Below are 14,657 nucleotides of genomic sequence, written 5' to 3'. Positions count from 1 at the left end.
TCGTCGGGCTCATAACCCGAAGGTCGTCGGTTCAAATCCGGCCCCCGCAACCAATACGTATTTTAAAGCGTCCGTAAATGTGAAGATAACTAAGCCGCATCGCTATTTATAGCCTGCGGTTTTTTTACGTCTGTCTATCCACTCCCCGTAGCGCCACCGCAGACATACGGCAGCGCCAGAGCGCTTATCCAAGCCGGGCCAGCGTCGCCCCGTCGGCAAAATAGGCTTTAATCCCCGCCAGAATCGACTCGGCCACTTCCTGCTGGAAGGTCGCCGTCTTCAGCTTGCGTTCTTCTTCAACATTACTGATAAACGCAGTTTCCACGAGGATCGACGGGATATCCGGCGCTTTCAGCACGGCGAATCCAGCCTGCTCGACCTTATTTTTATGCAGTTTATTCACGTTCCCTAACTTGCCCAGTACCGCTTTACCAAACTTCAGGCTGTCGTTGATGGTCAGCGACTGCACCATATCGAACATGGTGTGATCGAGATAGCGATCGCCGCTTTTACTCACGCCCCCCACCAGGTCGGCGGCGTTCTGCGTCTGGGCGAGGTATTTGGCGGCGGTACTAGTCGCGCCTTTAGTGGACAGCGCAAACACCGAGGAGCCGCGCGGCTGGCGGCTGGTGAAGGCATCGGCGTGGATGGAGACAAAAAGATCCGCGCGCTGCTTCTGCGCTTTTGCCACCCGCACCTTCAGCGGAATAAACACGTCCTCGTTGCGGGTCATAAAGGCTTTCATATTGCCTTCCTGCTCGATAAGCGTGCGCAGTCGTCGGGCGATTTGCAGGACCACATCTTTTTCGCGGGTGTGATATTTTCCGACCGCGCCGGAATCCTCCCCGCCGTGGCCGGGATCGAGCATAATCACAATCGGGCGGTCGCGCCCGGCTTTACCCGGCTGCGGGCCGCTCTGCGACGGCGGCACCTGCTTTTCAAGATCGCCTTTGTTGTAGTCTTCCAGCAGGGCCAGCAGCGGATCCTGAATGTCTTCAGCGTTGGCTGGATAGAGATCCAACACCAGACGTTCCTTAAACCCGGCGACCGGAGCCAGCGCAAAAAGCTGCGGCTTTATGTTCTGCCGCAGTTCAAACACCATTCGTACGGTTTGTGGATCGAACTGCCCGACGCGAGCGGATCGAATAAAGGGATCGTCGTTCTGGATCTGCGCCCCTACCCCTTTCAGCACCGAATTCAAATTTACGCCTTCGAGATCGACCACCAGCCGCTCTGGATTACTCAGCGCAAACTGTTTGTACTTCAGCATTTTATTGGATTCAACCGTTACGCGCGTATAGGTAGACGCGGGCCAGACGCGAACGGCCACCACCTGACTGCCAGCGGCGAAACTGGTCTGACTCACGCTTAGTAACCACATGGCCCCTGCGCCCTGTAGTAACTGACGGCGGCTTAATGCTGATTTGCTTCCCGACATGCCTCTCCCGAGCGAAAATTTGAATCGGATCTTACTCGTCCATTTTGACCGAAAACTTTAACCAAACCCGCCCAGGCTGTCACCCCTAAAACGGTAAACATTCTTCAGGGATCCCTCTTTCTGCTAAGGAATTTCTAAGCGCCGTGCCGAATTTTGACTTGCACCCGGCGGCAAAACAGAATAAAAATACACTAATTACGAATAATAATTCATTGAGGTGGAGACTGTGGTGAAGGAACGTAGAACTGAACTGGTCGAAGGATTCCGCCATTCGGTTCCCTATATCAACGCGCATCGCGGCAAAACGTTCGTCATTATGCTGGGCGGCGAAGCCATTGAGCATGAGAACTTTTCCAGTATTGTCAACGACATCGGCCTGCTGCACAGTCTGGGCATTCGCCTGGTGCTGGTCTATGGCGCACGTCCGCAAATCGACGCCAATCTGGCCCTGCACCACCACGAGCCGATTTATCATAAGCATACCCGCGTCACCGATTCGCGCACGCTGGAGCTGGTCAAGCAGGCGGCGGGGCTATTGCAGCTTGATATCACCGCACGTCTGTCAATGAGCCTCAACAACACGCCGCTCCAGGGCGCACATATTAACGTGGTGAGCGGCAACTTTATTATTGCCCAGCCGCTGGGCGTCGATGACGGCGTGGATTACTGCCACAGCGGGCGCATCCGCCGTATTGACGAAGAAGCCATTCATCGCCAGCTCGACAGCGGCGCGATTGTGCTGATGGGTCCGGTCGCTGTCTCCGTAACCGGCGAGAGCTTTAACCTGACGTCAGAAGAGATTGCCACCCAACTGGCGATTAAACTGAAGGCCGAAAAGATGATCGGGTTTTGCTCATCGCAGGGCGTATTCGATGAATCCGGCGAGATTATTTCCGAGCTGTTCCCCAACGAAGCGCAGGCGCGGGTTGAGGCGCTGGAAGCCGAAGGTGATTATTACTCCGGCACCGTGCGTTTTCTGCGCGGTGCGCTGAAGGCCTGCCGCAGCGGCGTGCGCCGTAGCCACCTGATCAGCTATCAGGAAAACGGCGCGCTGTTGCAGGAGTTGTTCTCCCGCGACGGTATCGGCACGCAAATCGTGATGGAAAGTTCAGAGCAGATCCGGCGCGCCACCATTAATGACATCGGGGGCATTCTTGAGCTGATCCGCCCGCTGGAGCAGCAGGGAATTCTGGTGCGCCGCTCGCGTGAACAGCTGGAGATGGAAATCGACAAATTCACGATTATCCAGCGCGATAATCTGACGATTGCCTGCGCGGCGCTCTACCCTTTCCCGGAAGAGAAAATTGGCGAAATGGCCTGCGTGGCGGTGCATCCCGATTATCGCAGTTCGTCGCGTGGCGAAGTACTGCTGGACAGAGTAGCGGCACAGGCCAGACAAATGGGCCTGAACAAGCTGTTTGTCCTCACCACCCGCAGCATTCACTGGTTCCAGGAGCGCGGCTTTACGCCGGTCGATATCGACCTGCTGCCGGAAAGCAAAAAAGAGATGTACAACTATCAGCGCCGCTCGAAGGTGCTGATGGCCGATCTCGGTTAACGCTAGCGAATCCCTTCAAAGAAGGCCGTCAGGCCGCTGCGCCGTTCGGTGCGGGTGACGACGGCCTGCGCCAGCAGTTTATCGTCCGCATATAAAGAAAGACGCTGGCGCGCACGGGTGATGGCGGTGTAAACCAGCTCACGCGTGACCAGCGGCACGCTTTGCGCGGGCAGGATCAGCGCGGCGTGGTCGAACTCAGAGCCCTGGGATTTATGCACGGTCATCGCCCAGGCGGTGTCGTGCTCCGGCAAACGGCCTGGATGAAACGATTTCACCGTCCCGTCGGGCATCGGAAACCAGACCCTCATCCCCTGCTCGCCTTCCAGCGCGACGCCAATATCTCCGTTAAACAGCCCCAGCGCGCTGTCATTGCGCGCAATCATCACTGGACGTCCCTGGTACCAGCGCGAGTGACGCGGCAAAGAGACGTGACGCTTACGCGCCAGCGTTTGTTCAAGCTGGGTGTTCAGCCCGCTCACGCCGTAGGGCCCTTCCCGCAGCGCGCAAAGAAGCTGGAATTCCGCGAACGCCGCCAGCACCGCTTCCGGCTCAGCGTGGGTGCCGAGCAGCGTCAGATAATGCTCGTAGCCGCGCAGCGCATCTTCCAGCATGTTCTGGTACTCATCATGGGTACGCAGCGGCCGGAGTATAATATCCTCAAACCCCTGGGCGCAGACGCTTTTCAGCGAGCGCTTATCGCCGCAGTTTACCGCCGTTGCCAGTTGGCCGATGCCGGAATGGCTGCCAAATCGGTAGCTTTTTTGCAACAGGCACAGGCTGTCGCGCAGCGCGCCTGCGCCGCTTTCTTCTCCCACCGGAACCGGTGTGCCGGTCAGCCGGGAGAGCTCCGCCGCGCGGGCAGGCGTATAACCACCGTTTACCCACGCGCAGATATCGCCCAGCACCGCCCCCGCTTCGACCGAAGCCAGCTGGTCGCGGTCGCCAAGGAAAATAATTCGCCCGTGCGCGGGCAGCGCGTCGATCAGCCGCGACATCATCGGCAGGTCGATCATTGAGGCTTCATCCACTACCAGCACGTCCAGATGCAGCGGATTGCCGGAATGATAACGCAGGCGCTGGCTACCCGGCTGTGCGCCCAGCAGACGGTGCAGGGTGCTGGCTTCGGCAGGCAGCATCTCCTTTTGCCGCTCGGTCAGCGGCAGCCGACGCAGCGCCGATCCCAGTGATTCGGTAAGCCGCGCCGCCGCTTTGCCGGTCGGGGCCGCCAGCCTGATACGAAATTTCTCCTGGGTAGACAGTTGCACCAGCGCTGCCAGCAGCTTAGCGACGGTAGTGGTTTTCCCGGTGCCGGGGCCGCCGGAAATAACCGAAATACGTCGGGTCAGTGCCACCGCCGCCGCCACTTTTTGCCAGTCCACCTCATCAGAAGGCGGGAACAGGGCATTCAGCGTGGCGACAAGCTGCGTTTCATCGACCGGGACAGGCTGGTTTTGTTCGCTAAAAAAGCGGGCGACGCAAAGTTCATTGCGCCACATACGGTTAAGATACAGCCGCTCGCCACGCAGGATCATCGGCGCGGGCGTCTCATCGTCGCTCACCGCTTGCGACTGCGCCAGCAGTGAGGACCAGTCGGCAGGTGTGTCAACGGCAGCAAATAGCTGCTCCCACAGTTCACGCGCTTTGCCGTTCTGCTGCTCATCTGGCACAAGACGCGACAACGGCAGGCAAACGTGCCCCTCGCCCGCGTCGCGGCTAAGAATTGCTGCCGCCAGCATGACGGCGGGATGCTCATGCTCCGCCACCATCATGGCAAACTGCACGTCCAGCGGACGCAAAATTTTATGGGTAACGGCGTCCAGTAACAGGGTCTGTAAATTCATTACGCCATCTCCTCTTTCTCTCCGGCGAACAGGTCATCAAGCGCATTAATCAACCGGGGATCGGGCCGGGTGGTGAAAATTCCCTGCTGCGGATCCTGACCATCAATACCGCGTAAAAAGAGATAAATAACGCCGCCAAAATGACGCTCGTAGTCATAGTCAGCCAGCCGGTGACGCAGAAAGCGGTGCAGCGCCAGGCTGTAGAGCTGATATTGCAGGTCATAGCGGTGGGCCTGCATCGCCTGCGCCATCGCCGCCTGGGTGTAGGCTTCACTGTTTTCGCCCAGCCAGTTGGATTTGTAATCCAGCAGGAAATAGCGCCCGTCGTGGCGGAATACCAGGTCAATAAACCCTTTTAGCATACCGCGCACCTGGCGGAAATCCAGCGACGGACAGCCAGCGGAGAGCGGATCGAAGCGCCGTATCAGCGCATCCAGGCTCGGCGCGTCCAGCGTCTGGTCAATGGGCAGGTAAAACTCCAGTTCTACCTGCTTTTCTTTCGCCGTAAGCTGGCTTAGCGAGATGCCCGCCGTTGGCAGCGGTGTGCGCAGAATAGCAGCGATCCAGGTGGTCAACACCGGCTCCCACTGCTCATCAAAACCCGCCAGTTGGAGCTTCTCCCGCACCCACTCACCTTCCGGCGGCTGGGTGAAATCAAGATCTTCAAACAGGCTGTGTAAAAAAGTCCCCGGTGACGCACCGCGCGGAAACTGATGCGGCGTCAGTTCCGGGTCATCCACCACCTCGCCGACGCCTGCGGCATCAATGTCCAGCCGGGGCAGCAGATCCTGCGCCAGGCTGTGCCCGCGCTGTTGTAGCCCGGAATAGCTGGTAACGCGCCACTCGTCGATCATCCGGCGGCGGACCTGCCGGGCGGCGAGCTCTGCCTCGCGCGTTTCAGGCGCTTGCCAGCGGTTACTGTCCGGAGCTTCAGGGAAGCGTAGCGCGATATGATCGTTGCACAGCGCCTGCAAACAGGCTGCCAGACCGGCGGCATCGCGAGCTTCCCCCTGCTGGATCAGGCGACCCAGCGCGCTGTGGTGCAGATCGGTTTCGCCGGGTTTATCGCTGCGCCGAGTGGTCAGCGGCGCAATGCCGAGACTGCAATGCCAGACCGCGCGGGTCAGCGCCACGTATAGCAGGCGTAAATCCTCCGCCAGCCTTTCGGCTTCGGCCAGCTCCAGGCTTTCGTCGCTGTGGTTGAGATCGAGCACCGCTTCAAACGAGCTACGATCGTGGTAAAACGCCTGCTCCTGCTTGCGAAAACGGGCGATGAAAGGCAGCCAGACCAGCGGATACTCCAGCCCTTTCGATTTATGGATGGTGACGATCTGCACCAGGTGCTTATCGCTCTCCAGCCGCATTTGCTGGCTGGCGGCGTTGGTATCCGGCTCGGCGATATGCTGCGCCAGCCAGCGCACCAGTGCATACTCGCTCTCCAGTTGGGTTCCGGCTTCCTGTAATAATTCGCTAATATGCAGGATGTCGGTTAGCCGCCGCTCGCCGCCGGGCGTTGCCAGCAGATTTTCGGCGATATTACGCTGCGACATCAGCGCCCGCAGCATGGGCATCACGCCACGCTGCTGCCATAGCTGGCGGTAGCCGGTAAATTCTTCGACCACCGTATCCCAGGCGTGCTCGTCGAGATTAAGCCGTTCAATATCCTGCGCGTTAAGGCCCATCATGGCGGTAGCCAGCGCGCTGCGCAGGGTATTTTCCCGCTCCGGGGCCAGCACCGCCTGTAGCACCCACAGCAGCTCCTGCGCTTCCGGCGTCTCAAACACGCTGTCACGGTTGGAAAGATAAACGGAAGGGATCGCCAGCACGTTAAGCGCATCGCGGATCAGCGCCGCCTCTTGGCGGCTACGCACCAGCACGGTGATATCCGAGGCGCGTACCGGGCGCGAGGTATCGCCCCGCCACAGCAACGCCTGCGACGCCTGTCCGGCGATCAGCCAGTCACGGATTTGCGCCGCGCAAATTTGCGCCATCTGCGACTGATAATCTCCCGCGCCGACACCTTCGCCAGGCATCAGCCAGATGTTCATTGCGGGCTGCGGGCTGCCATTAAGCTCAAAACGTAGCCCCTGATTTTTCTCCGCCGCCTTAACCGGGTTAAACGGAATATCGCGGAACATAAACGGATTGGCCGTCAGGCTGAAAAGCTGATTGACGCTCGCCACCATGCCCGGCGCGGAACGCCAGTTGGTGTCGAGTGTATAGTGCGCTTTAACGTCGCCGCGCGCCTTCATGTAGGTAAAGATATCCGCGCCGCGAAAGGCGTAGATCGCCTGTTTCGGATCGCCAATCAAAAGCAGCGCGGTATCCGGCTGTTGCCGCCAGATGCGACGGAAAATGCGGTACTGTTGCGGATCGGTATCCTGGAATTCGTCGATCATGGCGACCGGGAAACGCTGGCGGATCGCGGCGGCGAGCGCCTCCCCGCTTTCGCTGTACAGCGCGGATGCCAGACGGCTGATCATGTCGTCAAATCCCAGTTCGCCCCGGCGGCGTTTTTCCCGCGCCACCGTCTCGCGGATCTCAACCATCGCCTGGGCAATCACCAGATCGTTAAGCGACAGCGTACTGCTTAACAGCGTTTCGATGGCCGAAAACAGCGGATGCTCCGGCACAACGCCGTCAGTTTTGGTGCGATCGCGTAAAAACGACTGGCTGAATTTTTCCAATGCGTCCGGTAGCTGGTAAGTCGTCGTCTCTTCTTCCGCCCAGGCGGCGATCTTATCGATCCATTTTCCCTGATTGCCCCGGTTGAATTTTTTACGATCGATGCCGGAGTTTTCCAGCAGATCCGGCAGTTCGCCAACGGTTTCGCGCCACTGCGCTTTGATCGTCTCTATGCGGGCAAGGATCTGCTGGTGACGCACCATCAGCGTTTCTTCCGGCGCAGGTGGGGTTTTAATTTTTGGTGCTTCGCCCTGCAAATAGCGGTCAATGGAGGTCAGCAGTTCGCGCGGTCCTTTCCATGAGGCGTGGATCACCTGCGCGATGTCGCGGGTCAGCGGATAGCAGTGCCGCCGCCAGAAATCCGCACACGCCTGGTAGCGCAGCAGCGACTCATCTTCGATCAGTTGCTGTTCGAAAAGCATCCCGGATTCAAAAGCGTTAAGGCTGAGCATCCGCTGGCAGAAGCCGTGAATGGTAAAGACCGCCGCCTCATCCATCTGCCGTTCGGCCAGCAGCAGCACGTCCGCCGCCTGCTGCGGATCGGTGATTTCTGCCAGCAGGCTGGCATAAAGAGGATTATCGGTAGTTTCACGCAGGCAGGCGATGCGCATTTCATGAATGTTGCTGCGAATACGCCCGCGCAGCTCTTCGGTGGCGGCCTCGGTAAAGGTCACCACCAGCAATTCCTCTACGTTAACCGGGCGGGGAAACGCGGACTCGCCGCCCAGCCCCAGCAGCAGACGCAGGTACAACGCGGCGATGGTAAAGGTTTTTCCTGTACCCGCCGAGGCTTCAATCAGGCGCTCTCCGACAAGCGGCAGGCGCAGGGGATTAAGGGACTCGGCGGTATCGGTCATTCATTATCTCTTAACAAAGGCAGGGATTGCTGTAGCGCACTGACGCTCTCCCAGGTTTTCCAGCCATCAGGACGTGCGTATTCCGCTTTTCCGCTCTGGCTACCCGAAACCTGAGATAATATCGCCATGCCCTGTGGCTTCACCACCGTTTGATGAAAGAAATCTGCCAGTTTTTGCGGCGTGAGTAATTTTACCTGCGCCACGATTTTCGCCCGCGAGTCAAATTTGAGATTTCCACGGTCAAAATCTTTGCTGAGCTTAGAGGCTTCTTCATCCAGCGTTTGCGGTGCCTGAAGCATTTCAGCGACAACCGCCTGCTGAATTTGCGCGAACTCTTCCGGCTTCATCGCCCGCAGTTTTTCTTCAGCGGTCGGAAAGAAGGCTTTATAGCGATCCCACAAAAACGCCGGTTGTTTGTCATTGCTTTGCAGCAGGAATCCCAACCCCCACTGCCGCCCGACGCTCATCGGGAAAGTAAAGACCGCATAGCCAAGTTGCTCTTCGGTGCGCAACTGACCGTAAAACCACGGCTGAACAATTTGCCCCAGCATCGCACTGGCAGCGGCACTGGTGTATTCATCCGTGCCCGCCGGAACGAAGACCGCGCCCAGCGCCGAGTCGGTGCTGCTACCCGCTTTTTCGAAGATGACCGATTGTGCTTTATCGACGACCACTTCTTTGTTGCGGCACCACTCGTTACCCTGCGTGCCCAGTTTTGTCTGTACCTGATGCGCCAGGGTTTTCGCTTGATCGACGGAGAGATTACCGAGGATCAAAAATTCCGGGCGTGCGCCTTTTTTTAGCGTTTCGCGATAGTCCATGACCTCTTTCAGGGTGATGGACGGCAGCAGCGCGCGACGTTCCTCGCGCTGGAAATAAGGCACCTGCGACAGCATCTGCACCGGCATAATCGCTTGCTCGTACGCTTTACCTTTTTCCGCTGAATCCATCATCTGCGTATACCAGGATTTAGCCTGATCGAGCTGCTCCTGGGTGGCGGTATAGCTGAAATAGCCGTCCAGCAGCGCGTCAAAAAGCTGCGGCAAGCGCTGGGTATAACCGTTGGCATTGACCATCAGGCCATTGTTCGCGTTGGTTGAGAAACTGATGCCGCCTACCGATGCCTGGTTGCTTAGCTGATCCAGCGCGAGGCCCGCCAGGTAATCATTAAGTGCAAAGATCACCTGGTTGCGCGCGCTGTCCATCGCTTGCGGGTTACGCAACACAACCGAGACGTCCGCACGCGGCTCGCTGGAAAAATAGCGGCTGGGCATGTAGACCACGCGCAGCATCGGTTCATCGACGATCAGTTCCGGGTGCGTATACTGTTTTTCCGGCTTGATAAGGGTGAAATCGTCCGGGATATAGGGGTTCAGCTCCGGCAGATCCAGCTTGATGGCGCTGGATTTTTGCTGCCAGTCGGCGAACGTTTTGTCGTTGATTTTATCAACCTGATAAGGCGCGTTGACGAAGTAGGCCGTTTTGTTATGCGGCTCGTTCGGGCTGATATACCAGACGCGGGCGTTCTGCGGCGTCATCATAGCCAGCCGCGCTTTTACCGCTTCGGCATCATACTGGTCAGCAATGTTCACCGCATCCAGCGTGTGTTCAACCGGCACGCGGATCATGGTATCCGCCAGCCATTCAACGTAGCTCATATCGCGGGTGATCGACGGATAGCGAAAGTCGAGATCCAGCACGTTAGCCAGCTCGTCAAAGTAGCGTTTATCCACGCCCTTTTCGCGCAGCAGGTTGAGGTAACTGAAGATGGCCGCCACAACGTCGTCCCGGTGCGCCAGGCCTTTATCGGTAAGGGTGGCGGAAATTGCCAGCACGCCGCTGTTGCCGTTCACAATGGGATCGGAATCAGCGCGAATGCCTTCCACCAGCCCTTGCTGCTGAAGCCAGTCGGATAACGTGCCCGGACTGCGGTTGCCAATCAAATACGTCACCAGTTCGTCGGTTTTACTGCGGAACTGGGCAGTGTTATTGTCGATGCGAAATTCCACGCGCAGAACCTTACGCGGCTGCGCCGGGACGTAGTGAATAATCACCCCTTTTTGCGCATCGGTCACCACCGGCACCGTCACTTCCGGGCGGGTGATGTTTTTATTCGGCACGCGTCCGTAAGTTTCCGCAGCAATCCGCGCCAGCTCCGGCAGCGGTTTGTTGCTGTAGATCACCGCCTTCATCAGATTGGCGGAATAGTAGCGATCGCGGAATTCGACCAGCGCCTTATGCACCGGATTTCCGGGCTTGTCGCTTAGCGTTTCCAGATTACCGCCGGAAAAACGCGCGCCGGGGTGCGCCGGGTTAATGGTTTCGGCGCTGACCTGCGCCATACGCATACCATCGCGCGAACGCGCCATGGTCAGTTCGGCATTTACGGCGTTACGCTCGCGGCTGGCGTATTTCTCTGCCAGATTCGGCGCGGCAATAGCATCCGCGAGGCGATCGACCGCGCCTTCCAGCGCGTTGTTTTCGACCTCCAGGTAATAGGCGGTACGATAAGGCGCGGTGCTGGCGTTATGGCTGCCGCCGTGCATTTTCAGAAATTCGGCGAGGCTGTCCGGCTGCGGATATTTTTGCGAGCCCATCAGCGTCATGTGTTCAAGGTAGTGCGCAAGCCCAGGATGCGAGTCCGGGTCGGAAAGCGACCCCACCGGCAGCACCAGTGCCGAAAGCGATTTCACCGCCTGGGCATCGGAAACCAGCAGCACCACGATGCCGTTATCAAGGCGAATGGCCTGATACTGACGCGGATCTTTTTCGCTTTTACGGATGGTTTCCTGTACCGGCTGCCATCCTGTATCTGCCTGAATGACGTTTGCCCAGAGGGCAAGTAACACAACCAATGCTTTTAACCAGGTGCTGCTTATGGGCATTCACGGACCTCATCATTATGACTGATGGAAGCGGAAAATCGGCAGCAGGTAACGCTCGGCCTGCGCGATAATTGCTTCGTAATACTCTGGCTCCAGGGTGCGCCAGAGACGCTGATACCAGACATCGGCCCCTTCACCACTTACCACCATATTGCCTTCCCAGGCCTGAAGAAACTTGCTGCGCGCTTTGAGCTGCGTGTCAGCGTCTCTTAAAATGGCATCATTTGTTGCGTCGTAACAAGCTTTAATCCACGCCCCCCCACTTTCTGGCAGAACGAGCAACGGCTCGGTCATTCCTTTGAAGTAACCTTCCACCAGATCCGTCAGGTAAGCCAGCGCCTGCTCTGCGGCAAGCGGCGGAAAACGCCACTCACCGTCTTTACGCACCAGCAGCCGACTTTCGCCAGTCCCGCCGCTGGCACAATAGACAAGGTGCTCGAGCCAAAGTTGCATTCCCTGCGAGACGCTAAGCAGAGCCGGACGCCAGCGCAGCAGGCCGTCGGGCTGTACCTGCTGTAGCCAGCCGGTAATATTAACGCCACCACATTGCAGATCGATTTCCATACTCTGGCCGGGCTTACGGTGTTCAAGAACGCGATCCGCCAGAGTCTGCATTTCCGCAAGCTGCGTATCCCAGACGATTTCCCCAAACGCACCGTAGGGCAACTCCCCTGCCGCACGATAGCGACGAAACATTTTTTCCGCGTCTTCTTCTTCTACCAGCGTGTTGAGCAACTGCTGATTAAGCTGATAGCGGGTCAGACCTTCGAGGGTAAAGGGTTCCGCATCGGGAATTTCGCTCTCTTCCGCACGGAAGTTCACCCGCAGGCGCAACTGGAAAAAGGCGCGCACCGGATGCGCCCAAAAGCGCTGAAGCTGCTCAAATGGCAGGGTATCCTGGGTTAGCGGCGGCAGCGGCTGGATAAAGGATGAGTGCGCCTCTCCCTGCTGACTGGCGGCGGCCAGCCACTCGCGGGCATAGCTTTGCAGTTCGTCCGCTTTGAAATTGTCGGCGTCAAACGGCATCCGCGTATGCAGATGGGTAAGGTGCGCTTTGACTCGCCGTTCGCTCTCATCGCAGTTGCGGTTTTCATCGCCCGCCAGGTAGTGGCTCTGGCCGATATAATCCACCAGCTCCTGCACCAGCACCGATGGGTAGCGCTCGCTGTTATCCTGGATCGAACGCCCGATATAGCTGATATAAAGCTTCTGCCCGGCAGACATCAGCGCTTCAAGAAACAGGTAGCGGTCGTCGTCGCGACGGCTGCGATCGCCGCGCTGCGGTTTCTGACTCATCAGGTCGAAGCCCAGTGGCGCAAGAGTGCGCGGGTAAACACCGTCGTTCATTCCCAGCAGGCAGACCACTTTGAAGGGAATCGAGCGCATCGGCATCAGAGTACAAATATTCACCGGACCGGCAAGGAAGCGCTGGCTGATACGCTCCTGATCCAGCCGCTGTGCCAGTTCATCACGCAGCAACGAGAGCGGCACCGTCTCGCCGTAGTGTGCGCCAGTGCCCTGTTCAATAATGGCCTGCCACTGCTGTTCAATCAGCGCCAGCGCCGCTTCGGTGTCCTGATCGGGCAGGAAGAAATCATTGAGCATTTCGCGGCAAACAGGCAGCCACTCTTCCAGCGGGCGCTCCTGGGCCAGCCCGCGCCGCCAGATATTCAGTTGCATCAGCAGCGATGCCAGATGTCCCACCAGCTCGGCAATCAGCCCGCTCGATTCATCATAAGGCAGCACCGAGCGCCATTCGCCTTCATGGCTCTCCATCGCATAGCCAAGCAGCATACGGGTGAGGCCAAATTGCCAGGTGTGCTGCCCGGTGGCGGGCAGTTCCAGTTCGCGCACGTTGTCGTCATCCATGCCCCAGCGCACGCCGGATTCATTGACCCACTGGCGCAGATAGCGCAGCCCTTCTTCGTTGATGTTAAAGCGCGCCGCCAGCACCGGAACGTCGAGCAGCGCGAGCACATCTTCAGAAACAAAGCGGCTGTCCGGGAGCGACAGCAGGCTGATAAACGCCTGTAGCGCCGGATGCGACTGCCGGGCGCGGCGGTCTGAAATCGCGTAAGGCAGGTAGCGGTCACCGGTGGCGCTACCAAAAACCGCCTGAATAAACGGGCTGTAGCTGTCGATATCAGCCACCATTACGATGATGTCACGCGGGGTCAGATTTGGATCGTCCTCCAGCATCGCCAGTAGCCGGTCATGCAGAACTTCCACTTCGCGCTGCGGGCTATGGCAGACGTGGATCGCCAGGCTGCGATCGTCCGGCTCAAGCCTGCGTTTCATGTCGCTGCGCGCGAATTCTTCTGCCGTTCGACCCGGCACCGCCGCATTCTGTAATTCCAGCACGTCATACTGGAGATTATGCAGGAGGTTATCCGGCTCAATATCCACAAAGGCGTCCAGCTCTTCATAGCGATCCAGTCCGGCCAGCAGATACATATAGTCCCGTCCGAGCTTCCCCCACGAGGCCAGCAGCGGATTGCCGACATCCTGCTCGCCGTCGTCATTAAATAGCCCGGCCGCCTGCTGCGTATCACGGAACAGGGGCAATTCCCGCTGTTCGCGGTGGTGCTTGCGCTGACGGGCTACCAGCCGAGCCAGAAACGCCGGGTCTTTGATATCGCCCCAGTAGTAGCGGCACGGGTTGGTAAACAGGACAAAAACATCAACATGCTTACCCAACGCCTGTAATGCCTGTAAATAGACCGGCGGCAGCGCGGAAATACCGCAGATAAATACCCGTGACGGCAGCCCGGCAGGCGGCTCGCTGGCGGTTTCCAGCGTGCGGATGAAGCGTTGATATAAATTAGCACGGTGCCAGCGCGGCTGATCCAGCGCGGCGGTGTGCTCCACCAGCGCTTTCCACAGCGGGGCCTGCCACTGCTGGGTTTCGCCGAGGCCGTCAACCTGCTCGCCTGCTTCCCAGCGGGTCAGCCACTCCGGGCGATAGACCAGATACTGATCGTAGAGATCCGCCACGCGCGAGGCGAGCTGGAACAGTTTGCGTTTGTCGGTATCGTCGCTGAGATAGTGGCGCAGCATGACGAACTCTTCCCCGCCGATCAGATCCGGCAGCAGGGTCATCAGTTTCCAGCTCATGCTTTGTTTACTGAAGGCGCTTTCGCCGGGAATATCCGGCAGGACGCGGACAAACATATCCCAGATGAAGCTGGCGGGCAGCGGGAAGTCGATATTCGCCGCAATGCCGAAGCGCCGCGAGAGTGACATTTGCAGCCACTGCGCCATACCCGTACTTTGCACCAGCACAACTTCAGGCTCGAAAGGGTCGTCGAGACGCTCGCGCTCAACGATAAACTCCATTAACGCTTCCAGCACATCCAGACGATTGGAGTGGTAGACCCTTAACATATTCGCTCC

The 14,657-nt window shown here is 58.3% G+C and carries 6 protein-coding genes; 1 reads left to right on the top strand and 5 read right to left on the bottom strand.

Annotated features, from left to right (window positions below):
* Window positions 1-184: 184 nt before the first annotated feature.
* Window positions 185-1,438, bottom strand: coding sequence for an N-acetylmuramoyl-L-alanine amidase AmiC (gene amiC / locus RT197_RS06805; protein WP_312948594.1), 1,254 nt, complete (start codon window positions 1,436-1,438; stop codon window positions 185-187).
* A gap of 226 nt (window positions 1,439-1,664) precedes the next feature.
* On the opposite strand from amiC, the gene argA reads away from it, so the two are divergent.
* Window positions 1,665-2,996 (top strand): amino-acid N-acetyltransferase, encoded by a 1,332-nt coding sequence (gene argA, locus RT197_RS06800; protein WP_312948593.1) that lies wholly within the window; start codon window positions 1,665-1,667, stop codon window positions 2,994-2,996.
* Between the two features lie 2 nt (window positions 2,997-2,998).
* Here argA and recD read toward each other — a convergent pair whose 3' ends face one another.
* Genes recD through recC form a run of 4 tightly spaced genes read right to left on the bottom strand, consistent with a single transcriptional unit; the run spans window position 2,999 to window position 14,648 of the window.
* Complete coding sequence (gene recD, locus RT197_RS06795; RefSeq protein ID WP_312948592.1) at window positions 2,999-4,837, bottom strand: exodeoxyribonuclease V subunit alpha; 1,839 nt, start codon at window positions 4,835-4,837, stop codon at window positions 2,999-3,001.
* On the bottom strand, window positions 4,837-8,379 hold the full coding sequence (gene recB, locus RT197_RS06790; protein ID WP_312948590.1) for an exodeoxyribonuclease V subunit beta: 3,543 nt from the start codon (window positions 8,377-8,379) through the stop codon (window positions 4,837-4,839). The genes recD and recB overlap by 1 nt, the downstream gene beginning before the upstream one ends.
* Complete coding sequence (gene ptrA, locus RT197_RS06785) at window positions 8,376-11,264, bottom strand: pitrilysin (RefSeq protein ID WP_312948588.1); 2,889 nt, start codon at window positions 11,262-11,264, stop codon at window positions 8,376-8,378. The genes recB and ptrA overlap by 4 nt, the downstream gene beginning before the upstream one ends.
* A 15-nt stretch (window positions 11,265-11,279) precedes the next feature.
* Window positions 11,280-14,648 carry an exodeoxyribonuclease V subunit gamma gene (recC, locus tag RT197_RS06780; RefSeq protein ID WP_312948587.1) on the bottom strand — a complete coding sequence of 1,123 codons (3,369 nt, stop codon included), beginning with the start codon at window positions 14,646-14,648 and terminating at the stop codon, window positions 11,280-11,282.
* Window positions 14,649-14,657: the final 9 nt, after the last annotated feature.

This window comes from Superficieibacter sp., assembly GCF_032071645.1.
GTDB lineage: Bacteria > Pseudomonadota > Gammaproteobacteria > Enterobacterales > Enterobacteriaceae > Superficieibacter.
Note: the sequence above shows the minus strand (reverse complement) of the source record. Positions and strands in the feature narration are given on the sequence as shown.